Origin of the sequence: Pseudomonas sp. PH1b, from assembly GCF_000633395.1 — a bacterium.
GTDB lineage: Bacteria > Pseudomonadota > Gammaproteobacteria > Pseudomonadales > Pseudomonadaceae > Aquipseudomonas.
Map to the genome: position 1 here is coordinate 51,105 of NZ_AYMU01000033.1, position 25,181 is coordinate 76,285.

23 protein-coding genes are annotated in these 25,181 nt (G+C 64.7%); 13 read left to right on the plus strand and 10 right to left on the minus strand.

The genetic code is table 11. The features are described 5' to 3' along the window. Window positions 1-44 precede the first annotated feature (44 nt). The 3 genes from betC (at window position 45) to U873_RS0131770 (ending at window position 4,203) form a co-directional block, all read left to right on the plus strand. A complete protein-coding gene (gene betC, locus U873_RS0131760) occupies window positions 45-1,559 on the plus strand; it encodes a choline-sulfatase (protein WP_025132095.1) in 1,515 nt (504 codons plus the stop codon). Window positions 1,560-1,574: 15 nt separating this feature from the next. Then, on the plus strand, window positions 1,575-2,492 hold the full coding sequence (choX, locus tag U873_RS0131765; protein WP_025132096.1) for a choline ABC transporter substrate-binding protein: 918 nt from the start codon (window positions 1,575-1,577) through the stop codon (window positions 2,490-2,492). 142 nt (window positions 2,493-2,634) lie between these two features. Continuing rightward, window positions 2,635-4,203, plus strand: coding sequence for a SulP family inorganic anion transporter (locus U873_RS0131770; RefSeq protein WP_025132097.1), 1,569 nt, complete (start codon window positions 2,635-2,637; stop codon window positions 4,201-4,203). 115 nt (window positions 4,204-4,318) lie between these two features. Here U873_RS0131770 and aroE read toward each other — a convergent pair whose 3' ends face one another. Both aroE and hemF read right to left on the minus strand, forming a co-directional pair. Continuing rightward, window positions 4,319-5,140, minus strand: coding sequence for a shikimate dehydrogenase (aroE, locus tag U873_RS0131775; protein ID WP_025132098.1), 822 nt, complete (start codon window positions 5,138-5,140; stop codon window positions 4,319-4,321). A 46-nt stretch (window positions 5,141-5,186) separates the two neighbouring features. Continuing rightward, window positions 5,187-6,104, minus strand: a complete 918-nt coding sequence (gene hemF / locus U873_RS0131780; RefSeq protein ID WP_025132099.1) for an oxygen-dependent coproporphyrinogen oxidase — start codon at window positions 6,102-6,104, stop codon at window positions 5,187-5,189. A gap of 166 nt (window positions 6,105-6,270) precedes the next feature. On the opposite strand from hemF, the gene U873_RS0131785 reads away from it, so the two are divergent. Beyond that, window positions 6,271-7,248 carry an NADPH:quinone reductase gene (locus U873_RS0131785; protein WP_025132100.1) on the plus strand — a complete coding sequence of 326 codons (978 nt, stop codon included), beginning with the start codon at window positions 6,271-6,273 and terminating at the stop codon, window positions 7,246-7,248. Window positions 7,249-7,445: 197 nt separating this feature from the next. Here the strand turns inward: U873_RS0131785 and U873_RS0131790 are convergent, their stop codons facing one another. The 3 genes from U873_RS0131790 to U873_RS0131800 all read right to left on the minus strand — a co-directional run bounded on the left by U873_RS0131790 (window position 7,446) and on the right by U873_RS0131800 (window position 10,273). Further along, window positions 7,446-8,003: an L-threonylcarbamoyladenylate synthase gene (locus tag U873_RS0131790; RefSeq protein WP_025132101.1), complete on the minus strand. Its 558-nt coding sequence runs from the start codon at window positions 8,001-8,003 to the stop codon at window positions 7,446-7,448. A gap of 54 nt (window positions 8,004-8,057) precedes the next feature. Next, complete coding sequence (gene dprA / locus U873_RS0131795) at window positions 8,058-9,164, minus strand: DNA-processing protein DprA (protein ID WP_025132102.1); 1,107 nt, start codon at window positions 9,162-9,164, stop codon at window positions 8,058-8,060. Window positions 9,165-9,250: 86 nt separating this feature from the next. Then, window positions 9,251-10,273: a LysM peptidoglycan-binding domain-containing protein gene (locus U873_RS0131800; RefSeq protein ID WP_025132103.1), complete on the minus strand. Its 1,023-nt coding sequence runs from the start codon at window positions 10,271-10,273 to the stop codon at window positions 9,251-9,253. A 153-nt stretch (window positions 10,274-10,426) separates the two neighbouring features. Here U873_RS0131800 and def point away from each other — a divergent pair, with 153 nt between their 5' ends. The 5 genes from def to U873_RS0131825 all read left to right on the plus strand — a co-directional run bounded on the left by def (window position 10,427) and on the right by U873_RS0131825 (window position 15,099). After that, window positions 10,427-10,933 (plus strand): peptide deformylase, encoded by a 507-nt coding sequence (def, locus tag U873_RS0131805; RefSeq protein WP_025132104.1) that lies wholly within the window; start codon window positions 10,427-10,429, stop codon window positions 10,931-10,933. A gap of 69 nt (window positions 10,934-11,002) precedes the next feature. Continuing rightward, the gene (gene fmt, locus U873_RS0131810) at window positions 11,003-11,962 is read left to right on the plus strand and encodes a methionyl-tRNA formyltransferase (RefSeq protein ID WP_025132105.1); all 960 of its coding nucleotides are present in this window, start codon (window positions 11,003-11,005) and stop codon (window positions 11,960-11,962) included. After that, the gene (gene rsmB / locus U873_RS0131815; protein WP_025132106.1) at window positions 11,959-13,284 is read left to right on the plus strand and encodes a 16S rRNA (cytosine(967)-C(5))-methyltransferase RsmB; all 1,326 of its coding nucleotides are present in this window, start codon (window positions 11,959-11,961) and stop codon (window positions 13,282-13,284) included. The genes fmt and rsmB overlap by 4 nt, the downstream gene beginning before the upstream one ends. A 22-nt stretch (window positions 13,285-13,306) precedes the next feature. Further along, window positions 13,307-14,680: a Trk system potassium transporter TrkA gene (trkA, locus tag U873_RS0131820; RefSeq protein WP_011058408.1), complete on the plus strand. Its 1,374-nt coding sequence runs from the start codon at window positions 13,307-13,309 to the stop codon at window positions 14,678-14,680. Between the two features lie 98 nt (window positions 14,681-14,778). Continuing rightward, a complete protein-coding gene (locus U873_RS0131825; RefSeq protein WP_177330337.1) occupies window positions 14,779-15,099 on the plus strand; it encodes a tetratricopeptide repeat protein in 321 nt (106 codons plus the stop codon). A gap of 114 nt (window positions 15,100-15,213) precedes the next feature. On the opposite strand, the gene U873_RS0131830 is transcribed toward U873_RS0131825, so the two are convergent. The 3 genes from U873_RS0131830 to U873_RS0131840 form a co-directional block, all read right to left on the minus strand. Beyond that, entirely contained in the window at window positions 15,214-15,453 is a 240-nt protein-coding gene (locus U873_RS0131830; protein ID WP_025132108.1) for a PilZ domain-containing protein, read from the minus strand. A 72-nt stretch (window positions 15,454-15,525) separates the two neighbouring features. Then, a complete protein-coding gene (locus U873_RS0131835; RefSeq protein WP_025132109.1) occupies window positions 15,526-16,413 on the minus strand; it encodes a lysophospholipid acyltransferase in 888 nt (295 codons plus the stop codon). 156 nt (window positions 16,414-16,569) lie between these two features. Next, the gene (locus U873_RS0131840; RefSeq protein WP_025132110.1) at window positions 16,570-17,130 is read right to left on the minus strand and encodes a DNA-3-methyladenine glycosylase I; all 561 of its coding nucleotides are present in this window, start codon (window positions 17,128-17,130) and stop codon (window positions 16,570-16,572) included. Between the two features lie 81 nt (window positions 17,131-17,211). Here U873_RS0131840 and glyQ point away from each other — a divergent pair, with 81 nt between their 5' ends. The 4 genes from glyQ to U873_RS0131860 all read left to right on the plus strand — a co-directional run bounded on the left by glyQ (window position 17,212) and on the right by U873_RS0131860 (window position 21,621). Beyond that, complete coding sequence (gene glyQ, locus U873_RS0131845) at window positions 17,212-18,165, plus strand: glycine--tRNA ligase subunit alpha (protein ID WP_025132111.1); 954 nt, start codon at window positions 17,212-17,214, stop codon at window positions 18,163-18,165. After that, the gene (gene glyS, locus U873_RS0131850) at window positions 18,162-20,216 is read left to right on the plus strand and encodes a glycine--tRNA ligase subunit beta (RefSeq protein WP_025132112.1); all 2,055 of its coding nucleotides are present in this window, start codon (window positions 18,162-18,164) and stop codon (window positions 20,214-20,216) included. The genes glyQ and glyS overlap by 4 nt, the downstream gene beginning before the upstream one ends. 17 nt (window positions 20,217-20,233) lie before the next feature. Further along, window positions 20,234-20,767: a D-glycero-beta-D-manno-heptose 1,7-bisphosphate 7-phosphatase gene (gmhB, locus tag U873_RS0131855; RefSeq protein WP_025132113.1), complete on the plus strand. Its 534-nt coding sequence runs from the start codon at window positions 20,234-20,236 to the stop codon at window positions 20,765-20,767. A gap of 83 nt (window positions 20,768-20,850) precedes the next feature. Beyond that, window positions 20,851-21,621, plus strand: a complete 771-nt coding sequence (locus U873_RS0131860) for a 1-acyl-sn-glycerol-3-phosphate acyltransferase (RefSeq protein ID WP_025132114.1) — start codon at window positions 20,851-20,853, stop codon at window positions 21,619-21,621. A gap of 180 nt (window positions 21,622-21,801) precedes the next feature. Here U873_RS0131860 and U873_RS0131865 read toward each other — a convergent pair whose 3' ends face one another. Then, on the minus strand, window positions 21,802-24,123 hold the full coding sequence (locus U873_RS0131865; RefSeq protein ID WP_025132115.1) for a CHASE2 domain-containing protein: 2,322 nt from the start codon (window positions 24,121-24,123) through the stop codon (window positions 21,802-21,804). 18 nt (window positions 24,124-24,141) lie between these two features. Continuing rightward, entirely contained in the window at window positions 24,142-25,137 is a 996-nt protein-coding gene (locus U873_RS0131870) for a FecR domain-containing protein (RefSeq protein ID WP_025132116.1), read from the minus strand. Window positions 25,138-25,181 lie beyond the last annotated feature (44 nt).

The following is a 25,181-nucleotide window of genomic DNA, read 5'->3' on the forward strand; positions in this document are numbered from 1 at the left end:
GCAGCACTCTCGCATAACCATCGACTATGGAATGCCGCGAATCCATGAAGCGCAAGAACATTCTTTTCATCATGGCCGACCAGATGGCCGCACCCTTGCTGCCGTTCTACGGTTCATCGCCGATCCGCGTGCCGCACCTCAGCCGCCTGGCCGCCACCGGCGTGGTATTCGACGCTGCCTATTGCAACAGCCCGTTGTGCGCACCGTCGCGCTTCACCCTGGTGAGCGGCCAGTTGCCGAGCAAGATCGGCGCCTATGACAACGCCGCCGACCTCCCCGCCGATGTGCCCACCTACGCCCACTACCTGCGGCGCCTGGGCTATCGCACCGCGCTCTCGGGCAAGATGCACTTCTGCGGGCCGGACCAGTTGCATGGCTACGAGGAACGCCTGACCAGCGACATCTACCCCGCCGACTACGGTTGGGCGGTGAACTGGGACCAGCCCGACCTGCGCCCCAGCTGGTACCACAACATGTCCTCGGTGCTGCAGGCCGGCCCCTGCATCCGCACCAACCAGCTGGATTTCGATGAAGAGGTGGTGTTCAAGGCTCAGCAGTACCTGTTCGACCACGTCCGCGAGTCTGGCGACCAGCCGTTCTGCCTGACCGTCTCCATGACCCATCCCCATGATCCGTACACCATTCCCAAGGCCTTCTGGGACCTGTACCGCGACGATGAGATCGCGCTGCCCCAGACCCCGCCCCAGACCGACCAGGACCCGCACTCCCAGCGCCTGCTCAAGGTCTACGACCTGTGGGACAAGCCGCTGCCTGTGGATAAGATCCGCGACGCGCGGCGGGCCTATTTCGGTGCCTGCAGCTACATCGACAGCAATGTCGGCAAGCTGCTGCAGACCCTGGAAGACACCGGATTGATGGACGACACCCTGATCGTGTTCTCCGGCGATCATGGCGACATGCTCGGCGAGCGTGGCCTCTGGTACAAAATGCACTGGTTCGAAATGGCCGCCCGGGTGCCGCTGCTGATCTGCGCCCCGGGACAATTCGCCGCCGGACGGGTGAGTGCCGCCGTCTCCACTGCCGACCTGCTGCCGACCCTGGTGGAATTGGCCGGCGGCGAGGTGCAGGCGGACCTGCCCCTGGATGGCCGCTCCCTGGTGCCGCACCTGCAAGGGCAGGGCGGGCATGATGAGGTGTTCGGCGAATACATGGCCGAGGGCACCATTGGCCCGCTGATGATGATCCGTCGCGGCGCCTACAAGTTCATCTACAGCGAAGACGACCCCTGTCTACTCTTCGACCTGCACAACGACCCGCAAGAACACCGCGACCTCAGCCAATCGCTCGAACATCGAGCGCTGTTCGCCGCGTTTCTCGCCGAGGCACGGGCCAAATGGGACATCCCGGCCATCCGCCAACAGGTCCTGGCCAGCCAGCGACGCCGCCGCCTGGTGGCCCAGGCGCTGAGCCAGGGCCGGCTCAAGAGCTGGGATCACCAGCCCCTGGTGGACGCCAGTCAACAGTACATGCGCAACCACATCGACCTCGATGACCTGGAGCGCAAGGCTCGTTATCCACAACCCTGCCAAAACCAATAACGTAAGGGGAAGAGCATGCATAGGTTATCCACAGCGCTGGCGGCCGGGGTCCTGGCGTTGGCCAGCGCACCCGCCTGGGCCGACTCGTGCGCGACGGTGAAGATGGCCGATCCGGGCTGGAGCGACATCGCCGCCACCAACGCCATCGCCGGTTTCCTGCTGGACGCCATGGGCTACAAGGCGAAAGTCGACACCCTGGCGGTGCCGATCATCTACGGCGGCCTCAAGGACGGGCAGGTGGACGTGTTCCTCGGCAACTGGATGCCAGCGCAACAGGGCTTCTACGACAAGTTCGTGGCCAACGGCGAGGTCACTCAACTGGCGAAGAACCTCGAGGGCACCGAATTCACCCTGGCGGTCCCGGACTACGTCTGGGACGCGGGCGTGCACGACTTCGCCGACCTGAACACATTCGCCGACAAGTTCGACAAGAAGCTCTACGGCATCGGCTCCGGCGCGCCGGCCAACCTGTCCCTGCAGGAAATCATCAAGAACAACGAGTTCCACCTCGGCCAATGGAAGCTGATCGAGTCCAGCGAACAGGCGATGCTCGCCGAAGTCTCGCGGGCCACCCGCAAGCAGCGCTTCGTAGCCTTCCTTGGCTGGACCCCGCACCCGATGAACGTGCAACTGAAAATGCGCTACCTCAGCGGCGGCGAGAAGTATTTTGGTGCCAGCGGCAGCGTCTACACCCTGACCCGCAAGGGTTATGCACAGGCCTGCCCCAACGTCGGCAAGCTGCTGGGCAACCTGCGCTTCACCCTGGACATGGAGAACAGCATCATGGCCCAGGTGGTGCGCAACAAACTCAGCAACGGCGAGGCCGCCAAGGCCTGGATCAAGGCCAACCCGGCGGTGCTGGAGCAGTGGCTGGAAGGGGTGCGGACCCTCGATGGCCAGGATGCCCTGGCAGCGGTGAAGGCCAAGCTCTGACTCGGAGCCTGGACAGCAACTGATGTGGCGAGGGGGCAAGCTCACTCGCCACAACGGCCCTCCATCCCCGGCAACGAGGTGGACAATGCTTTACCCTGACACCTTCGCACGCACCTTTGACTGAACCAAACCGCGAGGCACCATGGCCTGGCCCAACCGCCATTCACTCCTGCCCTTCCTGAGCTGGCTGCCACGCCAGACCCGCGCCAGCATCGGCCGCGATCTGCTGGTGGGCCTGAGCGGCGCGATCCTCGCCCTGCCGCAATCCATCGCCTACGCCCTGATTGCCGGCCTGCCTCCGGAGTACGGGCTGTACGCGGCCATAGTCCCGGTGCTGATCGCCTGTCTGTGGGGCTCGTCCTGGCACCTGATCTGCGGCCCCACGGCGGCCATTTCCATCGTGCTCTATGCCAGCATCAGCCCCCTGGCGGTGCCAGCCTCGGAGGACTACATCACCCTGATCCTGCTGCTGACCCTGCTGGCCGGGATCTTCCAGTGGCTGCTGGGCATGCTGCGCTTCGGCACCCTGGTGAACTTCGTCTCCCATTCCGTGGTGCTGGGCTTCACCCTAGGCGCGGCAGCGGTGATCGCCCTTGGCCAACTGCCCAACCTGATGGGCCTGGACCTGCCGAACCAGGCCACCGCCCTCAATAGCCTGACCCAGTTGCTGGAGCATCTGGATGGCGTGGACCGACCTTCACTGTTGCTCGGGCTGGGCACCCTGGCGATGGGCATTGCCCTGAAGTTGCTGGCACCACGCTGGCCGAGCCTGCTGCTGAGCCTGGTGCTCAGCGCCTTGGTGGTGTGGCTGCTGCCGGGGGTGTTCGGCCATGTGCAACGGGTCAGCGCCTTCGTTGGCCGACTGCCACCCTGGAGCCCGGTACCGCTGGACCTGGAGCTGATCCTGCGCCTGCTGCCCAGCGCCGTGGCGGTGGGCATGCTGGGGCTGGTGACCAGCCTGTCGATTGCTCGCTCGCTGTCGGCGCGCTCGGAACAACTGCTGGACGCCAACCAGGAAATCCGCGCCCAGGGCCTGTCGAACATCGTCGGCGCCTTGTTCTCCGGCTACCTGTCTTCCGGCTCCTTCACCCGCTCCGGGCTGAGCTACGAAGCCGGCGCCCGCTCGCCCCTGGCCGGGGTGTTCTCGGCGCTGTGGGTGGCCCTGTTCGCCGTGGGCGGCGCGGGGCTGATCGCCCATATTCCTATTCCCGCCATGGCCGGCAGCATCCTGCTGATCTGCTGGGGCCTGGTGGATCACCGGGGTATCCGCGCCTTGTTCCGGGTCAGCCGCGCCGAGTTCGTGGTGATGAGTCTGACCTGCCTCGCCACCCTGCTGCTGGAGTTGCAGACGGCGATCTACGCCGGGGTCCTGGCGTCGCTGTTCTTCTACCTCAAGCGCACTTCGCAGCCTCGGGTGCAGCAGTCTCGCGAGGGCGATGAAGACATTCTGCGGGTCGGCGGCTCGATCTTCTTCGGCGCCAGCCATTACCTGCAGGTGCGCATGCAGCGCTGCCACGCACCGAAACTGGTGATCGACGCGCGGCAGATCAACTTCATCGATTATTCAGGAGTGGAAATGCTGCACCAGGAAGCACGCCGCCTCAGGCGCCAGGAGCGCAGCCTGATCCTGCGCCGGGCACGGCAGGCGGTGAAAGAAGAGTTGATCAAGCTCGAAGGCGCGGAGCGCTGCCCGATCCACTTCGAAGACTGAACCCGCAGGCGCCTTGCCCACACCCGACGTAGGAGCCGGCTTGCCGGCGAAGAGGCCCTTGAGCCTGGCCCAGCCTTGACCCCGCCTTCGCTGGCAAGCCAGTTCCTGCGGCGGGTTACAGGGCCAGTTGGCGACGCAGTTCAGCCAGCACCGGCGCGCTGTCAGGGCGCACCCCGCGCCACAGGTAGAAGGCTTCCGCCGCCTGCTCGGCAAGCATGCCCAAGCCATCCATAACCAGCAGCGCGCCCTGTTCGCTGGCCCAGCGGCAGAACGGCGTCGGCTCCTTGCCGTACATCATGTCGTAGCACACGGTCTTGCCCGGTTCGATCAGGCTGCCGGCAATCGGCGGCAACTCCCCCGACAGGCTGGCGGACGTGGCGTTGATGATCAGATCCACCGACTCCTGCAACCAGTCGAAGCCACTGGCCGCCACCGGCCCCAGGTCGGCGAACAGCTCAGCCAGCAACTCGGCTTTTTCCACGGTGCGATTGGCAATGACCACCGACGCCGGCTGCTCGGCCAACACAGGCTCCAGGGCTCCCCGCACCGCGCCGCCAGCGCCCAGCAAAAGGATCCGCTTGCCCTTGAGGCTGACCCCGGCATTCACCGTCAGGTCACGCACCAGCCCGGCGCCATCGGTGTTGTCTCCCAGCAGGCGACCGTCGGCCTGCTTGCTCAGGGTGTTCACCGCGCCGGCCCGCTGCGCGCGCTCGGTCAGGCAGTCACACAGGCGATAGGCGTCTTCCTTGAACGGCACCGTGACATTGGCCCCGCGCCCCTGGGCGAAGAAGCGGCGGGCAGTGCCGGCAAAATCGTCCAGGGGCGCCAGCAGGGTGTTGTATTCCAGCTGCTGGGCCGTTTGCTGGGCGAACAGCCGATGGATCAGCGGCGACTTGCTGTGGCCGATCGGATTACCAAAGACAACGTACTGGTCCATCTCTCACCCTTCGTTCAATGCCTGCCTCAAGCGGCAGGTGCGCCCATCAGTTGCCGCCTGCCAGCCAGTCGCGATCCTGCAGGAAGTACTCGGTCAGGCGCGCTTCTTCGCTGCCCGGCTCGGCCTTCCAGTCATAGCCCCAGCGCACTTGCGGCGGCAGCGACATGAGGATCGACTCGGTACGGCCACCCGATTGCAGGCCGAACAGGGTGCCGCGGTCGTAGACCAGGTTGAACTCGACGTAGCGGCCCCGGCGGAATTCCTGGAATTGGCGCTGCTGCTCGGTGTAGGCGACAGCCTTGCGGCGCTGGACGATGGGCAGGTAGGCCTCGATGTAGGCGTCGCCGATGGCGCGCATGAAGGCGAAGCTGGTGTCGAAGTCCCACTCGTTCAGGTCGTCGAAGAACAGGCCGCCAATGCCCCGCGGCTCGTTGCGGTGCTTGATGTGGAAGTAGCTGTCGCACCAGGCCTTGTAGCGCGGGTAGACGTCGGCACCGAAGGGCGCACAGGCGCGCTCGGCGACTCGGTGCCAATGCACGCAGTCTTCCTCGTTGGCGTAGTAGGGGGTCAGGTCGAAACCGCCACCGAACCACCAGACCGGCTCCTCACCTTGCTTCTCGGCAATGAAGAAACGCACATTGGCATGGGACGTCGGAACATGAGGGTTGTGCGGGTGGATCACCAGGGACACGCCCAGGGCTTCGAAGCCCCGACCGGCGAGTTCCGGACGATGGGCGCTGGCGGAAGGCGGCAGGCCGGCACCAAACACATGGGAAAAATTGACCCCGCCCTTTTCGATCACCGCGCCATCGCCGATCACCCGGGTGCGTCCGCCGCCACCGGCGGGGCGGGTCCAGGCATCCTCGATGAAGCGTGCGCCGCCGTCTTCGGTTTCCAGGGCAGCGCAAATGCGGTCTTGCAGGTCGAGCAGGTAGGCTTTTACGGCCTCGGTGCGGGTAGTCATGGCATCACCTTGAATCGGGCAAAGCTACGCGGCGCCAGCAATGGAGCGGGGGGCGGCGCAAATGGGCGCGTAGCATAACACTGCGTCGGGGCCCGCCGCAGTTGACGAAGGTCAAGCACAGGAGTCCGATAGAGCACTTTCACCCCACCACCGAGGAAAGAGTGAGATGGCCAAACGTATCCAGTTCCGCGCCCACGGCGGCCCCGAAGTACTCGAGTATGTCGACTACCAGCCAGCCGAGCCGGGCCCACAGCAGGTTCGCGTCAGCAACAAGGCCATTGGCCTGAACTTCATCGACACCTATTTCCGCAGTGGCCTGTATGCCCCACCGGCACTGCCGTCCGGCCTGGGCGCCGAAGGAGCCGGGGTGGTGGAGGCGGTAGGCAGCGCGGTGACCCGCTTCAAGGTGGGCGACCGCGTGGCTTACGGCAGTGGCCCGCTGGGCGCCTACAGCGATGTGCATGTATTGCCGGAAGCCAACCTGGTGCACCTGCCGGACAGCATCAGCTTCGAACAGGCCGCCGGGGCCATGCTCAAGGGCCTGACGGTGCAGTACCTGCTGCGTCAGACCTACGAGCTCAAGGGGGGCGAAACCATAGTGTTCCACGCCGCCGCAGGGGGCGTCGGTTCCCTGGCCTGCCAATGGGCCAAGGCCCTTGGGGTGAAGCTGATCGGTACCGTCAGCTCAGCGGAAAAGGCCGCCATCGCCAAGGCCCTCGGCGCGTGGGAAACCATCGACTACAGCCATGAGAACGTGGCCCAGCGCGTGCTGGAGCTGACCGATGGCAAGAAGTGCCCGGTGGTCTACGACGGCGTCGGCAAGGACACCTGGCTGACCTCCCTGGACTGCCTGCAGCCCCGCGGGCTGATGGTCAGCTTCGGCAACGCCTCGGGCGCGGTGGACGGGGTCAACCTGGGGATTCTCTCGGCCAAGGGTTCGCTGTACGTGACCCGGCCGACCCTGGCCAGCTATGCCAACAACGCCGAGAGCCTGCAGCTCATGGCCGACGACCTGTTCGCCATGATTGCCAGCGGCAAGCTGAAGATCGAGATTGGCCAGCGCTTTGCCCTGGCGGACGCGGCCAAGGCCCATACCGAACTGTCGGCGCGGCGCACCACCGGCTCGACGCTGCTCTTGCCCTGAAGCCGAATCCGGCTGGTTGAGACTGGCATAGGCAGGGGAGCCGGCCCGCGCTGACGGGCACGGCGCTCCCTGTTCCGGCCCTTGGAGTAGGGCTGCGACACCGCGATGGCCGGAGTGGGGCGACTGCGCTCCGGCGCACAAGTCGCCCCAGCGGGCGCAAGCACCCTCGCCGCGCCAGGGGCTGGGCCACGCAGGACTCAGGAAGGGCGCACCACTTTGCCAGTGGCCAGGTCGCGGATCAGGCTCGGGTTCTTGCGGCCCCCGAGGCTGCCGCCCAGCACCATGTCCAGTTGCCCGCGGAAATACTGCTCGATGCGAATCCGGGTCCGGGCCGCCGGCCGCCCCTGGGGATTGGCCGAGGTGGAGATCAACGGACCAACCAAGGCGCACAGCTCACGCACCTGCGGGTGATCGCTGACCCGCAGCGCCACGGTGTCATGGACCCCGGTCACCCATTCGGGCAACAGATCCTGATGGGGTACCAGCCAGGTATTGGGCCCCGGCCAGGTACTGGACATGCGCTCGATCCAGCTGTCCGGGAAATCCTCGAAGAGGAAGTCGAACTGACGGATATTGTCGGCGATCAGGATCAGCCCCTTGTCCACCGAACGCGACTTGATCGCCAGCAGGCGATCCACCGCTTCTTCATTCCACGGATCACACCCCAGGCCCCAGACCGCTTCGGTTGGATAGGCAATCACCGCCCCTGCGCGAATCTCTCGTGCGGCTTGTTGCACACGCCAACTGCTGACCATTACCGACTCTCCAGATAAAAGCTGTGCGCAGTTTACCGATCCTGCTTATAAAACCTAGCTCAGGCGTGCCAACCAGCGGCCGTTTTCATTGACTGCGCGCCCCTCGATCTCCAGCTCGGTGAGGGCCGCCAGTACCCGCGGCAGTGGCCAGCCGCAGGCCCTGGCCAGGGCTTCACTGCTGTGGGGCGCGGCCTGCAGCAGGACCAGCAGGGGATGATCCCCGCCCCGGGACTGGGAAAAGGCAGGTGGCCCCTGGTATTGCCAGCCCTGCAGGGTCTCGAGGATGTGCTGGACACTTTCCACCAGCACCGCGCCATCGCGGATCAACTGATGACAACCACGGGCGCCGGGGTGGTGGATCGAGCCGGGAATGGCATACACCTCGCGGCCCTGCTCCGCCGCCAGGCGCGCGGTGATCAGCGAACCGCTGGCCACGCTGGCTTCCACCACCAGTACCCCCACGGCCAGGCCGCTGATGATCCGGTTGCGCCTGGGGAAGTGTTCCGGGCGCGGACCGGTGTCCAGCGGGAACTCGGAAATCACCGCGCTGCCCTGGTCGATCATCGCCCTGGCCAGGTTTCGATGCCGCTGTGGATAAAAATTTTCCAGGCCGGTGCCGAGCACCCCCACGGTACGCCCGCCCACGTCCAGGGCCGCCTGATGCGCGGCACCGTCGATGCCCAGTGCGAGGCCGCTGGTGATGACGAACCCGGCGCCCGCCAGGCTCCGGGAAAAGGCCGCGGCAGTGTCCAGCCCCGGTCGCGAAGCACGACGGCTACCCACCATCGCCAGCTGCGGCAACTCGAGAATCGAAGGGTCGCCGGCAACGAACAGCAGCGGTGGTGCATCCTCCAACTGTGCGAGCAAGGCCGGGTACCCAGGCTGGTCCCACATCAGCAAATGCTGGGCCTGGCTATCCATCCAGGCCAATGCATGGCGGGCACCCTCGCGCACCAGCGCACTGCGCCGGGCCTCGGCAGACGCCAGCGGGATGCCCAGGGAATGCCAGGCAGCGGCCGGCGCACTGATGGCCCTGGAGGCCGAACCGAAGGCCTGGAGCAGGCGCTGAAAATGCATCGGCCCCAGGCCGGGCAGACAATGCAAACGCAGGCGGGCTTCCAGTTCCGCGGGGGAAAGGGTGCCAGCAATCGAGCTTGACATGGATCATCCTTGATCGTTTTCAACCCGGTCGGAACCGGAACAAGCTGTGGATAAGTCTGTTGGTAAGTTGTTGAGGAAAGGCCTTTTCAGGGACTCTGCACCTTGTCCTGCAGCGCCAGGGAACGCGAAGCCTTGAGCACCAGGCCATAGCTGAGCTTGTCGTAGCTCTGGAACACCATCAGCCAGCCGGCGGCCTCGTCGGGAATCTTCAGCGGCTCGCCGGTCAGCCGGTCGCGCACGGTTTCACCGGTCTTGATCACCGCCAGTACGTTGCCCTCCACCAGCCCGTCACGCCGGCCCCGGTTCAGGGTGACCACATCCAGGGCACCGATCTGGGTAACGCCGCGGGGCACATCGATGATCACGCCATCCACAGGGCGTGGCGGCGCACTGGGGCTGAAGCGAGGGGCCAGGTCCTGGGCCCCCATCTCCAGCAACCGATCGCCCAGGCGCACTTCCTGGGTGGTGCGCTGCAGCGTCAGGGTGGCCAGGTCGCCGTTGATCGCCTGCACCTGGGCGGTGCCGATGGCATCGGCGTTGATACCGAGCAGCTCCTGGCTCAACGGATCGCGATAACGCTTGCCCTCGCGAAACACGCCATAGACCGGCTGCCCCGGGTCGAGCCGGCCACGGGCGAAGAGTCGGTCGCCCAGGCCGCCGAGCACCCGCTCGCCATCGCCGGCGACGATATAGGGCGCCTGCTCGAAGGCCTCCGGCTGATCGACGATGCGGTTATGCAGGACAAAGCTGCTGATGGCCTGCAGGGGAATGCTCGGTATCGCTGCTGGCGGCAGGCGCCGCACCTGGGGCGAGAGCTTGACGGTGGGCAGCGTGGCCGACCGTTCAAGCTGCAACTGCGGCTGGCCAGCGGGATGCACCAGTTGCAGGCGGTCGCCGGGGAAGATCCGGCTCGGCGCCCCACCCACGGAATCCGCGGGCCAGAGCTCGCGCCACTGCCAGGGCTGCTGCAGATAAAGGCTGGCGATGCTCCACAGGGTATCGCCCGCCACCACCCGATAATCCGCCGGATACCCGTCCCTGAGCTGCACCTGGGCCTGGCCGATGCTGCTCCAGCCCAACAGCAGCAAGGCGAACAGTGATTTCATCATGGGCTGAATCCCTTTATTATGTGCGTTCGCGTAAAACGCCAGAGCCTGCGCGGCTCGCTCCTTCCCAGAGCACGTTTTGCATCGGCGGCCCAGGTCCAGGACCTGCCAGGACGCCGACTCCGCCCTTACTTCACACGTGTAGCAATTACGCTTATGGCCATTTTAAACATCCTCGAATTCCCCGATTCGCGCCTGCGCACTATCGCCAAACCAGTGGCCGTAGTGGACGACGAAGTGCGTCAGTTGGTCGACGACATGTTTGAAACAATGTATGAGGCCCCAGGCATTGGCCTGGCGGCGACCCAGGTCAACGTGCACAAACGCGTCGTGGTCATGGACCTGTCCGAAGACCGCAGCGAGCCGCGGGTGTTCATCAACCCCGAGTTCGAACCCCTGACCGACGAGATGGACCAGTATCAGGAGGGCTGCCTCTCGGTACCGGGTTTCTATGAGAACGTCGACCGTCCGCAGCGGGTCAAGGTCAAGGCCCTGGACCGCGATGGCCAGCCTTATGAACTGATCGCCGAGGGCCTGCTCGCGGTGTGTATCCAGCACGAATGCGACCACCTCAACGGCAAATTGTTCGTTGACTACCTGTCCACCCTCAAACGTGACCGGATCAAGAAGAAACTGGAAAAGCAGCATCGCCAGAACGCTTGATGCTCCTCTTCCAAAGGCTTGCAACAGCAAGCCTTTTTCTTTTCCGCATGTTTACTACCGAGAACTCCCATGACTGAGCCACTGCGCATCGTCTTTGCCGGCACTCCCGAGTTTGCCGCCGAACACCTCAAGGCCCTGCTCGACAGCCCTTATGAGATCGTCGCGGTCTACACCCAACCGGATCGCCCGGCCGGTCGTGGGCAAAAACTGATGCCCAGCCCGGTCAAGCAACTGGCGCTGGAGCACCACATTCCAGTGCTGCAGCCGCCCACCCTGCGCAACGCCGAGGCCCAGGCCGAACTGGCGGCGCTCAAGCCGGACCTGATGGTGGTGGTGGCCTACGGCCTGATCCTGCCGCAGGTGGTGCTGGATATCCCGCGCCTGGGCTGCATCAACAGCCACGCATCGCTGCTGCCACGCTGGCGCGGCGCGGCGCCGATCCAGCGCGCCGTGGAGGCCGGTGATGCGATGAGCGGGGTGACCGTGATGCGCATGGAGGCCGGCCTGGACACCGGGCCGATGCTGCTCAAGGCCAGCACCCCGATCAGCGCCACGGACACTGGTGGCAGCCTGCACGACCGTCTCGCCGAACTGGGCCCGCCAGCCGTGCTGCAAGCCATCCAGGGCCTGGCCGCCGGCACCCTGGAAGGAGAAGTCCAGGACGACAGCCTGGCCACCTACGCCCACAAGCTGAACAAGGACGAGGCGCGCATTGACTGGAACCGCCCGGCGGTAGAGCTGGAGCGCCTGATCCGGGCCTTCAATCCCTGGCCGATCTGCCACAGCACGCTCAAAGGCGAAGCCCTGAAAGTGCTGGCCGCGACCCTGGCCGAGGGCCAGGGCACCCCGGGGCAGATCCTCGGCGCCAGCAAGGACGGCCTGATCGTCGCCTGCGCTGAACAGGCGCTGTGCCTGACTCGCCTGCAACTGCCCGGCGGCAAGGCGCTGAACTTCAGCGACCTGTTCAACAGCCGCCGCGAGAAATTCGCCCTCGGCGCCGTTCTCGGCCAAGCGGTGGACGCCCAATGAACCCGCGCCTGGCCGCCGCCAAGGCACTGGCCGCCGTGCTCAACGGCAAGGCCTCGCTCAACAGTTCGTTGCCGACCCAGCTGGACAAGGTCGAGCTGCGTGACCGCGGCTTCACCCAGGACCTGGCGTTCGGTACCGCCCGTTGGCAGCCACGGCTGTCGGCCCTGGCCGCCAAGCTGCTGCAAAAGCCCTTCAAGGCCGCCGACGCCGATGTCGAGGCATTGCTGCTGGTGGGCCTCTACCAACTGCTCTACACCCGGGTTCCGGCCCACGCCGCCATCGGCGAAACCGTGGGCTGCGCCGACAAGCTGAAAAAGCCCTGGGCCAAGGCCCTGCTCAACGCTGTGCTGCGCCGCGCCCAGCGCGAGAGCGAGGCCCTGCTGGCCGAGCTGGAGCACGACCCGGTGGTGCGTACCGCCCACCCGCGCTGGTTGCAGAAATCTCTCAAGGCTTTCTGGCCCGAGCAGTGGGAAGCCATCTGCGCGGCCAACAACGCCCACCCGCCGATGATTCTGCGGGTCAACCGTCGCCATCATTCCCGTGACGCCTACCTGAAGCTCCTGGCGCAGGCCGGCGTGGCAGCCGGGCCTTGCGTCTACAGCCAGGACGGCATTGTCCTCGACGAGGCCGGTGACGTGCGCAGCCTGCCGGGCTTCGCCGAAGGCTGGGTGAGCGTGCAGGACGAAGCCGCACAACTGGCCGCCGACCTGCTGGAACTGGCACCGGGGCAACGGGTACTGGATGCCTGCTGCGCACCGGGGGGCAAGACCTGCCACATCCTCGAAGTCGAGCCGGCCCTGGCCGGCGTGGTCGCGGTGGACCTGGAAGCCAAGCGCCTGGTGCGAGTGCGGGAGAACCTCGATCGCCTGGGGCTCGACGCGCAACTGATCGCCGCCGATGGCCGCGATACCCAGGCCTGGTGGGACGGCAAGCCGTTCCAGCGGATCCTGCTGGACGCCCCCTGCTCGGCCACCGGGGTGATCCGTCGCCACCCGGACATCAAGCTGACTCGCCAGCCCGAAGACATCCTCGCCCTGGCGCAGTTGCAAGGCGAGTTGCTGGATGCCATGTGGCAGGCCCTGGAAGTCGGCGGCATCCTGCTCTATGCCACCTGCTCGACCCTGCCGACCGAGAACACCGAGGTGATCGAGGCGTTCCTGGCCCGCACCCCGGGCGCCCGGGAGTTGGACATCGGCGGCCAACTGGGGCAGCCTGCGGCCGGTCTCAAGCAGCCTCACGGGCGCCAGTTGCTGGCGCAAGAGGGTGGTCATGACGGTTTCTACTACGCCAAGCTGATCAAGATTGCCGCGGCTCGCGGCTAAACGGTTTTAAGGGAGTGACTGGATGAAGATCATCATCCTCGGTGCCGGCCAAGTGGGTGGCACGCTGGCGGAACACCTGGCCAGCGAAGCCAACGACATCACCGTGGTCGACACCGATGGCGAACGCCTGCGCGACCTTGGCGACCGCCTGGACATCCGTACCGTCCAGGGCCGGGCGTCCTTTCCCACGGTGCTGCGCCAGGCCGGTGCCGACGATGCCGACATGCTGGTGGCGGTGACCAACAGCGACGAGACCAACATGGTCGCCTGCCAGGTGGCCCACACCCTGTTCCACACCCCGACCAAGATTGCCCGGGTGCGCGAGGCCGCCTACCTGACCCGCGCCGGGCTGTTCGACAACGATGCAATCCCGGTGGACGTGCTGATCAGCCCCGAGCAGGTGGTGACCAACTACATCAAGCGCCTGATCGAGCACCCCGGCGCCCTGCAGGTGATCGACTTCGCCGAGGGCAAGGCGCAACTGGTGGCGGTCAAGGCCTACTACGGTGGCCCGCTGGTGGGCCAGCAACTGCGCCAGCTGCGCGAGCACATGCCCAACGTCGACACCCGGGTGGCGGCGATCTTCCGTCGCGACCGGCCGATCATGCCCAAGGGCGATACGGTGATCGAGGCCGACGACGAGGTGTTCTTCATCGCCGCCAAGGCCCACATCCGCGCAGTGATGAGCGAGATGCGCCGCCTGGAGGAATCCTACAAGCGCATCGTCATCGCCGGTGGCGGGCAGATCGGCGAGCGCCTGGCCGAGGCCATCGAAAGCCGCTACCAGGTGAAGATCATCGAGATGAACCCGGCTCGCTGCCGCTACCTGTCCGACACCCTGGACAGCACCGTGGTGCTGCAGGGCAGCGCTTCGGATCGCGACCTGCTGCTGGAAGAGAACATCGCCGATGCCGATATCTTCCTGGCCCTGACCAACGACGACGAGGCCAACATCATGTCCTCGCTGCTGGCCAAGCGCCTGGGGGCGAAGAAGGTCATGACCATCATCAACAACCCGGCGTACGTCGACCTGATCCAGGGTGGCGATATCGACATCGCCATCAGCCCGCAGCTGGCCACCATCGGTACCCTGCTGGCCCACGTGCGCCGCGGCGACATCGTCAGCGTGCACTCCCTGCGCCGGGGCGCAGCGGAGGCCATCGAGGCCATCGCCCATGGCGACGCCAAGTCGAGCAAGGTGATTGGCCGGGCCATCGAGAACATCGGCCTGCCGCCGGGCACTACCATCGGCGCGATCATCCGCGATGAAGAAGTGCTGATCGCCCACGACGACACGGTGATCGAAGCCGGCGACCACGTGATCCTGTTCCTTGTGGATAAAAAACACATCCGCGACGTGGAGAAACTGTTCCACGTCGGCCTGAGCTTCTTCTAACACCCTAGGAGCCGGCTTGCCGGCGAAGGGATCCCGGAGATCGCCTTCGCCGGCAAGCCGGCTGCTACACAGCTGCGCCAGCCAACGATGAGGAGTCGCTGATGCTTGAATCCCTGGAGAAAATGCTCGCCAAAGGTGTGGATAACGCCCTGCTGCGCTTTGGCCTGGGCAAGGGTTACCTGGATCAGGGCGATTTCGCCAAGGCCGCCGAACACCTGCAACGCTGCGTGGCCTTCGACCCCAAGTATTCCGCGGCGTGGAAGCTGCTGGGCAAGGCCTGCCAGGGGCAGGGCGACCTGCCGGCAGCGCGCCAGGCCTGGGAGCAGGGCCTGGAAGCGGCCCGTGGCCATGGCGACAAGCAGGCGGAAAAGGAAATGACCGTGTTCATCAAGAAGCTCGAACGCCAGTCCCAGGCCTGAGCCCTGCCTCGACCCGCTCCCATTGGCACAGACCCAGACCGTGACTGGCGCAGCCCTTCAGCGTCTCGAAATCCCTCTAGATTTTTGCGGCCTGGGCGGCGCACTCATGGCGTGTCACAGGTAGCGCAGGGCGATCCCTTCGGCATCCACCTGCACCACTTCCATGCGCACCCGCGGTGCACTCACCGGCAGGCCTTGCACCTGGCCGTACACCACTGCGCCCTTGGGCAGCTTCGCCAGGGCCGGGCTTTGCACGTAGACGCCGCTGGCAGACAGGTTGCGCGTCTGCCCCAGGCATTCGCCGATGCTCTCGTGCTGAATCTTGATACGGAACGACTTGCGGTGATCGGACATCTGCTGCGCCCTTGTGCAATGGGCTGTGGATAACACCCGGCATGGGGTTATCCACAGATCGTGCCTACCCTGTCAGTACCAGCGTTCCTCACCCGGCGGGCGCTTCTTGAAACGCTTCATGCTCCACATGTACTGGCTCGGATACGCCCCCACATAGCGCTCGACCACTTTGCTCATGGCCGCGCAGGAGGTCTCGGTATCGGTGCTGTACATGTCTTGCGGGGCCGCTTCGAGGATCACCTTGTAGCCCGAACCATCGGGCAGGCGCAGGGCATGGAGGAACACCCCGACCGCCTTGCCGCCGGCCAGCATGTTCGGCACGAACTTGCTGGTCAGGGCCTGGGTGGCGAAGAAGGGCACAAAGATGCCGGCGGATTCGGCCGGCTCCGGGTCGGCGGGAATCCCCACGGCTCCGCCTTTGCGCACTTCCTTGATGACGCTGAGGATGCCTTCCTTGGTGGAGGCCGCCACGCGATTGCCCAGCTGTACCCGCTGCTTGCGCAGCAGCTCGTCCACCGCCTTGAGCTTGGGCGGACGGTAGAAGATGATCGGTTTGCACTGGCTGCAGTAGAAGTGGTTGAGCACTTCCCAGTTGCCCAGGTGACTGGTGATGCCGACCACGCCCTTGCCCGAGGCCAGAGCCTCCTTGAGCACTTCCAGGCCTTCGACTTCGCGCACCAGGGCGATCGAGCGCTCCGCCGGCCAGATCCAGGCGCAGGCGCTTTCGGTCAGGGACTTGCCGATGTCCTTCAGGCTCTGGCCCACCAGGCGCTCGCGCTCGGCAGGGTCCATCTGTGGAAAACACTTGGCCAGGTTGATGCGCACCACATCGCGGGAGCGGTTGGGGGTCTTCCACATGATCCAGCCAATGGCCGTGCCAACCGCCTGCACCGCGCGCCAGGGCAGCAGGGCAAACAACCGCAGAGCGCCCACCAGCAGGGCGCCTTTGAACTTATCCACAAATGACTCCTGATCGGTTGATCATGACCTAGTCGCGAGCCGGCTATTCTAACCGGCCGCAACCGGCTGTGTGAAAACCTCGCGAGTGAAGGCAGGCCCTGCCTGTGCCTGTCCCGCAATGGCCTGCTGCCCACGAAGCGACCTGGCCCACGGCGTTCACCCGGCCTGTTGGGCCAGGACGGCGTAGCGACCACAGTCGCGGGTGTGATCCATGACCATGCCCGAGGCCTGCATCAGGGCATAACAGATGGTCGGGCCAACAAAGGTGAAGCCGGCCTTGCGCAGGCCACGGCTCATGGCTTCGGCCTCCGGGGTCACCGCCGGTACTTCGCTGCGGTCCTGGAAATGATTGATCTTCGGTACACCGCCGACGAAGGACCAGAGCAACCCCACCGGGTCGTCCAGCTCCAGCCAGGCCTGGGCGTTGCGCCGAGCGGCATTGAGCTTGAGGCGGTTGCGGATGATGCCCGGGTCCTGCATCAGGTCCTCGATCTCGGCGTCGCTCATCTGCGCCACGCGCTGCACGTCGAAGCCGAACAGCACCTGGCGATAGCGCTCGCGTTTCTTCAATACGGTGATCCATGACAGCCCGGCCTGGAACCCTTCGAGCAATAACAACTCGAACAAGCGCTGCGCATCGCGTAGCGGCACGCCCCACTCCTGATCGTGATAAGCCATGTACAGCGGATCGTCGGAACACCAAAAGCAGCGTGGCATAAGGCTCCAGGGGGCGTGCGCAGGACTGAATCGGGTATACTCCCGCTCCTTAAATCGCAGCCCAAGTAACAGGTGAATTTCGTGAGCCAGCCTACGCCAGCCGTGCGTACCTTCCAAGACTTGATCCTCGCCCTCCAGCAGTACTGGGCCGAGCAAGGTTGTGTGGTACTTCAGCCCTACGATATGGAAGTAGGCGCCGGCACTTTCCACACCGCCACTTTCCTGCGGGCCATCGGCCCGGAAACCTGGAACGCCGCTTATGTGCAGCCCAGTCGTCGCCCGACTGACGGCCGCTACGGCGAAAACCCCAACCGCCTGCAGCACTACTACCAGTTCCAGGTGGTCTTGAAGCCCAACCCGGAAAACTTCCAGGAGCTGTACCTGGGCTCGCTCAAGCACGTGGGCCTGGACCCGCTGGTGCACGATATCCGCTTCGTCGAAGACAACTGGGAATCGCCGACCCTGGGCGCCTGGGGCCTGGGCTGGGAAGTCTGGCTCAACGGCATGGAAGTGACCCAGTTCACCTACTTCCAGCAGGCTGGCGGCATCGAGTGCTACCCGGTGACCGGCGAGATCACCTACGGCCTGGAACGCCTGGCCATGTACCTGCAAGGCGTGGATTCGGTGTACGACCTGGTCTGGGCCGACGGCCCGTTCGGCAAGGTCACCTATGGCGATGTGTTCCACCAGAACGAAGTGGAGCAGTCGACCTACAACTTCGAACACGCCAACGTCGAGAAGCTGTTCGAACTGTTCGACTTCTACGAAAGCGAAGCCAAGCGCCTGATCGAACTGGATCAGCCGCTGCCGCTGCCGAGCTATGAAATGGTCCTCAAGGCCTCGCACACCTTCAACCTGCTGGATGCACGCCGGGCGATCTCGGTGACTGCACGCCAGCAGTACATCCTGCGTGTGCGCACCCTGGCGCGTTCCGTCGCCCAGGCCTACCTGATGGCTCGCGCCAAGCTGGGCTTCCCGATGGCAACCCCGGACCTGCGTGATGAAGTGTTGGCTAAGTTGGAGGCGGCACAATGAGTGCGCAAGATTTTCTGGTTGAACTGGGCACTGAAGAACTGCCACCCAAAGCCCTGAACACCCTGGCCGAGGCCTTTCTGGCCGGCATTGAGAAAGGCCTGCAGAGCGCTGGCCTGAGCTTTCAGGCCAAGCACGTGTACGCCGCGCCACGGCGCCTGGCGGTGCTGATCAGCCAGCTGGACACCCAGCAGCCCGATCGCAGCATCAACCTCGACGGCCCGCCACGCCAGGCGGCCTTCGACGCTGAAGGCAACCCGACCCAGGCCGCCCTGGGCTTTGCCAAGAAGTGCGGCGTCGACCTCAGCGAGATCGACCAGAGCGGTCCGAAACTGCGCTACAGCCAGAGCATCAAGGGCAAGCCCACCGCCAGTCTGTTGCCGACCATCGTCGAGGATTCGCTCAACGACCTGCCGATTCCCAAGCGCATGCGCTGGGCCGCGCGCAAGGAAGAGTTCGTGCGCCCGACCCAATGGCTGGTAATGCTGCTGGGTGACGACGTCATCGACTGCACCATTCTCGCCCAGAAGGCCGGCCGCGACTCCCGTGGCCACCGCTTCCACCACCCGCAAAGCGTGCGCATCACCGCGCCGGCCAACTACCTGGCCGACCTGCGTGCCGCCTATGTGCTGGCCGACGCCAACGAGCGTCGCGAGCTGATCAGCAAGCGCACCGCCGAGCTGGCGACCCTGCAGGAAGGCACCGCCATCGTCCCGGCCGACCTGCTGGACGAAGTCACCGCCCTGGTGGAATGGCCAGTGCCGCTGGTGTGCTCGTTCGAAGAGCGCTTCCTCGACGTGCCCCAGGAAGCCCTGATCACCACCATGCAGGACAACCAGAAGTACTTCTGCCTGCTGGACGTGGACGGCAAGCTGCTGCCGCGCTTCATCACCGTGGCCAACATCGAGAGCAAGGACCCGCGCCAGATCATCGAGGGCAACGAGAAAGTCGTGCGCCCACGCCTGACCGACGCCGAGTTCTTCTTCAAGCAGGACAAGAAGCAGAAGCTCGAAGACTTCAACCAGCGCCTGCAGAACGTGGTCTTCCAGGAAAAACTCGGCAGCGTCTACGACAAGGCCGAGCGGATCTCCAAGCTGGCCGCCTTCATTGCCCCGCGCATCGGCGGCGACGCCCAGCGCGCAGCCCGTGCCGGCCTCCTGTCCAAGTGCGACCTGGCCACCGAAATGGTCGGCGAGTTCCCGGAGATGCAAGGCATCGCCGGCTACTACTACGCCCTCAATGACGGCGAGCCGGAAGATGTGGCCCTGGCCCTCAACGAGCAGTACATGCCTCGTGGCGCCGGTGCCGAGCTGCCAAGCACCGTGACCGGTGCCGCCGTGGCGATTGCCGACAAGCTCGACACCCTGGTCGGCATCTTCGGCATCGGCATGCTGCCCACCGGCAGCAAGGACCCCTACGCCCTGCGCCGCGCGGCCCTGGGCGTGCTGCGGATCCTCATCGAGAAGAAGTTCGACCTCGACCTGAACGACGCCGTGGCCTTCGCCGTCAGCGCCTTCGGCAGCAAGGTCAAGGCCGCCGGCCTGGCCGACCAGGTGCTGGAGTTCATCTTCGACCGCCTGCGTGCCCGTTACGAAGACGAAGGCGTGGACGTGGCCACCTACCTGTCGGTACGTGCCCTGAAGCCGGGCTCGGCCCTGGACTTCGACCAGCGCGTGCAAGCCGTGCAGGCCTTCCGCAAGCTGCCTGAAGCCGCCGCCCTGGCCGCGGTCAACAAGCGCGTGTCGAACCTGCTGAGCAAGATCGAAGGCAATGTGCCGACCACCGTCGAAGCCAAGTACTTCGACAACGCCAACGAGTTCTCCCTGTACTCGGCGATCCAGCAGGCGGACCAGGCTGTACAGCCCATGGCCGCCGCTCGTCAGTACAGCGAGACCCTGGCCCGCCTGGCCGCCCTGCGCGAGCCGGTGGACGCCTTCTTCGAGGCGGTGATGGTCAATGCCGAAGACGCCAAGGTACGGGCCAACCGCTATGCGCTGCTGGCGCGGCTGCGGGGCCTGTTCCTGGGCGTGGCGGACATTTCGGTACTGAGCTGATCAGGTAAGGAACTGCTGTGAAACTGCTGATACTCGATCGTGACGGCGTGATCAATCACGACTCCGATGCCTACATCAAATCGGTGCAGGAGTGGATTCCACTCCCCGGCGCGATCGAAGCCATTGCGCAGTTGAGCAAGGCCGGCTGGACGGTGGCGATTGCCACCAACCAGTCCGGCATCGCTCGCGGCTACTACGACCTGGCCACCCTCGACGCCATGCACGCGCGCTTGCGCGAGCTGGTGGCGGAGCAGGGCGGCGAGGTGGGGCTGATTGTCTACTGCCCCCATGGACCCGATGAAGGGTGCGCCTGCCGCAAACCAAAACCGGGCATGCTGCAGACCATCGCCGCGCATTACCAGGCCGACCTTGCCGGTCTATGGTTTGTCGGTGACAGTCTCGGTGACCTGGAGGCCGCAAAAGCCGTCGACTCTCAGCCAGTTTTGGTAAAGACCGGGAAAGGCGAAAAGACCCTGGGGAAAACCCTGCCGGTAGGCACCTTGATTTTTGACGACCTGGCGGCCGTTGCCGCTGAACTTATCCACAATTAGGCCCCTTCTGGCATCCTGACCAAGGACTGTTCGGGAGAGCGCTTTTTAACAGGCGGGCAATGCCCGCAATGGTAAATGCCGCTATGTCGATCCTGCAGGCCATCAGAACCTTCTTCTTTTACCTGCTGCTGGGTACCTCTTCGCTGCTGTGGTGCTCACTGAGCTTTTTTATCGCGCCGTTCCTGCCGTTCAAGGCGCGCTATCGCTTTATCAACGTCTACTGGTGTCGCTGCGCGCTGTGGCTGACCAAGGTATTCCTGAATATCCACGTGGAAGTGAAGGGCGTGGAAAACGTTCCCGAGCGGCCTTGCGTGATCGTCTCGAACCACCAGAGCACCTGGGAGACATTCTTTCTCTCGGCCTACTTCGAGCCCTTGAGCCAGGTGCTCAAGCGCGAGCTGCTGTATGTACCGTTCTTCGGCTGGGCCATGGCCATGCTGCGCCCCATCGCCATTGACCGCGACAACCCCAAGGCCGCCCTCAAGCAAGTGGCAAGCAAGGGCGACGAATTGCTCAAGGACAATGTCTGGGTGCTGATTTTTCCGGAGGGCACCCGGGTGCCGTTCGGCCAGGTGGGCAAGTTCTCCCGCAGCGGCAGTGCCCTGGCGGTGAATGCCGACCTGCCGGTCCTGCCGGTGGCGCACAACGCCGGCAAGTTCTGGCCCAAGACCGGCTGGGCCAAGCGCCCTGGCACCATCACCGTGACCATCGGCGCACCGATGCATGCCGAAGGCAGTGGTCCCCGGGCCATCGCCGAGCTCAATGACCGAGTGGCCGCCTGGAACGAGCAGGCCCAGCGAGATATGGGCTCATTGCCACCATTGGCCACTTCCACGGATAAGGTTGCTGTATGAGCTTCTGTGGATAACCTGTGTACGATTTTTCTCACAGGGTCTGAAATCAACGTATAAATCACTGATTTATATGTATATTTCTCAAGCTCATAAAATTCGGAAAAACGTGCATAAGTTTTACGGCAGCAAAAAAACCGGCCTGATCGCCGGTTTTTTTTCGCCTGGATGATTTCGCGCCCTTCATTCCTCCAACAGGGGCAATTCAAAACAGAAGCGCGAGCCCCGGCCCACCACGCTGTGACAACTGATATGCCCCTGGTGCCGGTCTACCACCGCCTTGACCATCGACAGGCCCAGGCCCAGGCCGTCGATACCCTTGGCCGAGGCAAAACGCTGGTACTGGCCGAACAGCAGGGGCAGATCCGCATCCGCAATGCCCTGGCCTTCATCGATGACCTCACAACGCAGCCAGCCTTCGGCGCAGCTGACCTGCACACTCACGGTCGAGCCTGCCGGGCTGTACTTGATGGCATTCTCCAGCAGGTTGAACAAGGCCCGGGTCAGCAACGACTGGTCTGCCAGGACCAGGCTCTCGGCCTCCTCGTCCAGGTCATGTTGCAGGCGGATGTTCTTCAGTTGGGCGAGGGTGGTGGCCTGGTCGAAAGCATCCAGCACCAGCATGGCAAACATGCTCGGCTGGAACTGATACGCCTCCGACTCGGCCTTGGCCAACTGCACGAAGGCCTCGGTCAGCCCCAGGGCCCGGCGTACCTGCAGTTCGATCTGCCCATAGACCTGCTGGGGCAGCGACGGCTGGTTTCGCTGCACATCCAGCAGGGCCAGGATCGCCGAATGCGGCGCGCGCAAATCATGGGAAAGAAACCGCAGCAGCACACCGCGCTGCTGTTCGGCATCGCGTTCGACGCTGAGGTCGGTCAGGCTCAGCAACCAGCCGATGGCCGCGTCACTGTCCACCGGCAGCAGCGGCGCCAGTTCCATGCGCAGGCTGCGTTGCCGAAGGTCGCGAAACTCCACGGCGGGCAATTGCCCGATACTCGGGTACTGGCTTGGGTCCGCCAGCCCCGGATACCCCAGGGCGGCCAGTTGCGGAATCAGCCCTTCACCCACCAGTGAGTGGGCAAACACTTCCCGGGCATTGCGATTGGCCAGGAGGATTTTTCCATGCGGATCGCTGATCAGGGTCGCTACCGGCAGGTACTCCAGGCCATCAGCGATAAAACGCCGGGTGTCTCGGGTCCGGCTCAAGGCCTGCTCCAGGGCGACAATCTGCCCTTGCAGCACGTCCCCGACCGGTGCCAGGTTGCGGCGCCGCTCCGGCAGCACCTTGGGTTCGCTGTCCAGGCGCTCCAGTTCCCAGCCGAAATAGGCCAGGATCACGCTCAGGCGCCGCCAGTTCCAGATCAGGTAGGCCAGGAGCATGCCCAGGAGACTGGCCACCGGCGACCACCAATAGCCCAAGCGCAACATCAGCACCGACCCCAGCAACGCCAGGCCCATGCACCCCAGGGTTATCCACAGGGCATGGCGCGGGCGCCACAGCAGGAGCCCGAGCAGGGCCGCGGTCAAGGCCATGGACAGCAGCATCCCCGACCATTTGCCCAGGGCCACGATGCTGCGATGCTGCAGCAACCCATTGAGCAGATTGGCCTGGATCTCGACCCCCGGCGTGGTGCCCTGGCTGCCGGATTGCGGCGTCACGTAGCGGTCCCCCAGTCCCGGGGCGGTGGACCCTACCAGGATCAGCCGATCCCGCAGCAACTGCGCGGGCACCTCGCCACGCAGCACGCTGACATAAGGCACGCTGGGAAAGCCTGCAGCGCCGCTGATAAAGGGAATGCGTACCGGATTGGCCCACAGCCAGCCCTGAGCCACACGGGGCGTCGCCACCCCGGGCAGCGGCGAGCTCAGCAATGGGTCCGCTTCAGCCAGTTGGTACAGCATCCACGCCAACTGCGCCTGGGGTGCCTGTTCCGGCCCTTCTTCCAGGTAGACGCTGCGTACCGTGCCATCTGGGTCAGCTTCGGCATTGATATGGCCCAGGCCCCGGGCACAGTTGCGCAGCACGGGCACCGGGAGAATTTCCCCCAGGTCCTGGCCATAACGGGCAACGCTTTCACGCAGTACCGGCAGGAACACGTTGCCGGCGCGACACAGCGCAGCAGCCAACCGAGTGTCGTTTTCCATCGTGCTGCCCGGTTCGCTGAGGATCACATCGAACAGCACGCCCTTGGCCTGCGCCGCCGTCAACCGGTCCAGCAGTTCGCCATGGGTCGACCGTGGCCAGGGCCAGCGCCCCAGTTGCTGAAGGCTGTAGTCATCGATGGTCACCAGCAGGATCCGCGGATCCACCGGCAGCGGGGTAAAGCGCTGCAGCCTGTCATAGAACAGGTTGTTCAGGGCCAGACCATGACTCAGGGACAACAGCGCCGTCAGCGGCAGCAGAATCAGGCTGACCCACAGCCATTCGCGGATCAACCCGCGAAACAGACGCTGGGCCTGGGTCGCCTCACGGCCGTCGGCCCGGCGGCGCCAGCCGCTCACCAGTTGCCCACCGGCAGGTTATTCAACGCGGGTGGTTCTGGGGTAATAGAAGATGTCATAAACCCCGGTTTCTCCTTCCAGGCCATGCTCGTCGAACGCCGAGAGGCGCACATGATAGAAAAACGCCTTCAACCCAGTGAAGTTGACTTGCGGGGTACTGGAGAACTGCTCTTGCTTGATATTCAGGAAATCCTTGTCGGTGGCCACCTGGGCCCGGTAGCGACGAGCCCCGGGCAAGGGCTGCAGGATCAGTTGCCAGACCGGCAGGGCAGCGACTTGCCCGGCCTGCCCCAGCAGCCGGGGAGCGGCCAGCAGTTCCACCGGTTTCAACTCGCCCTGCTTGTGGATGCGCAAGCCCTGGCGGGCCATGACCTGGACCTCTCCCGGCAGCGGGCCCGCAGCTTTATCCACAACGCCCTTGGCGGAACGTTTCGCAACCTTGCCTGGCAAGGCTTCATCGCGGTTCACCGCCACCTGGCCATTGAGCACTTCCACCAGGGATTGCTGATCGTCGTTACGCACGCGGAAATGCGTGCCACGAACTCCCAGTACGCCCACCGGGGTCACGATCTGGAAGCGATCATGGTCGCTGTCGCGCTTGATCACGTAGGACTCGATCTGCCCCTGCTCCAGGACCACCTGGGGGATGAGGTACTGGCTATTCAGTTGCAGGGTGACCTGGGAACTGGAAGGCAGCACCACCCGTGAACCATCCCCCAGGGACAGGCTGACAAAAGCCGATGGCGAGGTCTTCACGCCCTCTTTCTCATCGATGCTCATACCTTCCTCCAGGGGCACTTCGCGGCCCTTGGCATCCAGCTTCCAGGCTTCGCCGGTGAGGTGCTCGACGGTTGCCGGCAGCGGCTGCCCACGGCATTGCTGGTTGTCATCGATGTAAGGCAGACGCTTGGCAGGGGAGAGGGCGGCGCTGGCCTGCGGGGCGCACAGCGCCAGCGCCAGGCCAAACAGAAGCGGGGCGAACATCGACCCCTGGCGAATAGGCAAATAGGTCATGAGGTCATCGGGTCCGTGGTCGCGCTCTTCTGAAGTCCGTGCCA

Excerpts from the sequence above, each read along its gene's own strand:
- betC (WP_025132095.1), top strand. The coding sequence starts at position 45 with ATGAAGCGCAAGAACATTCTTTTCATCATGGCCGACCAGATGGCCGCA.
- choX (WP_025132096.1), top strand. The coding sequence starts at position 1,575 with ATGCATAGGTTATCCACAGCGCTGGCGGCCGGGGTCCTGGCGTTGGCC.
- U873_RS0131770 (WP_025132097.1), top strand. The coding sequence starts at position 2,635 with ATGGCCTGGCCCAACCGCCATTCACTCCTGCCCTTCCTGAGCTGGCTG.
- aroE (WP_025132098.1), bottom strand. The coding sequence starts at position 5,140 with ATGGACCAGTACGTTGTCTTTGGTAATCCGATCGGCCACAGCAAGTCG.
- hemF (WP_025132099.1), bottom strand. The coding sequence starts at position 6,104 with ATGACTACCCGCACCGAGGCCGTAAAAGCCTACCTGCTCGACCTGCAA.
- U873_RS0131785 (WP_025132100.1), top strand. The coding sequence starts at position 6,271 with ATGGCCAAACGTATCCAGTTCCGCGCCCACGGCGGCCCCGAAGTACTC.
- U873_RS0131790 (WP_025132101.1), bottom strand. The coding sequence starts at position 8,003 with ATGGTCAGCAGTTGGCGTGTGCAACAAGCCGCACGAGAGATTCGCGCA.
- dprA (WP_025132102.1), bottom strand. The coding sequence starts at position 9,164 with ATGTCAAGCTCGATTGCTGGCACCCTTTCCCCCGCGGAACTGGAAGCC.
- U873_RS0131800 (WP_025132103.1), bottom strand. The coding sequence starts at position 10,273 with ATGATGAAATCACTGTTCGCCTTGCTGCTGTTGGGCTGGAGCAGCATC.
- def (WP_025132104.1), top strand. The coding sequence starts at position 10,427 with ATGGCCATTTTAAACATCCTCGAATTCCCCGATTCGCGCCTGCGCACT.
- fmt (WP_025132105.1), top strand. The coding sequence starts at position 11,003 with ATGACTGAGCCACTGCGCATCGTCTTTGCCGGCACTCCCGAGTTTGCC.
- rsmB (WP_025132106.1), top strand. The coding sequence starts at position 11,959 with ATGAACCCGCGCCTGGCCGCCGCCAAGGCACTGGCCGCCGTGCTCAAC.
- trkA (WP_011058408.1), top strand. The coding sequence starts at position 13,307 with ATGAAGATCATCATCCTCGGTGCCGGCCAAGTGGGTGGCACGCTGGCG.
- U873_RS0131830 (WP_025132108.1), bottom strand. The coding sequence starts at position 15,453 with ATGTCCGATCACCGCAAGTCGTTCCGTATCAAGATTCAGCACGAGAGC.
- U873_RS0131840 (WP_025132110.1), bottom strand. The coding sequence starts at position 17,130 with ATGCCACGCTGCTTTTGGTGTTCCGACGATCCGCTGTACATGGCTTAT.
- glyS (WP_025132112.1), top strand. The coding sequence starts at position 18,162 with ATGAGTGCGCAAGATTTTCTGGTTGAACTGGGCACTGAAGAACTGCCA.
- U873_RS0131860 (WP_025132114.1), top strand. The coding sequence starts at position 20,851 with ATGTCGATCCTGCAGGCCATCAGAACCTTCTTCTTTTACCTGCTGCTG.
- U873_RS0131870 (WP_025132116.1), bottom strand. The coding sequence starts at position 25,137 with ATGACCTATTTGCCTATTCGCCAGGGGTCGATGTTCGCCCCGCTTCTG.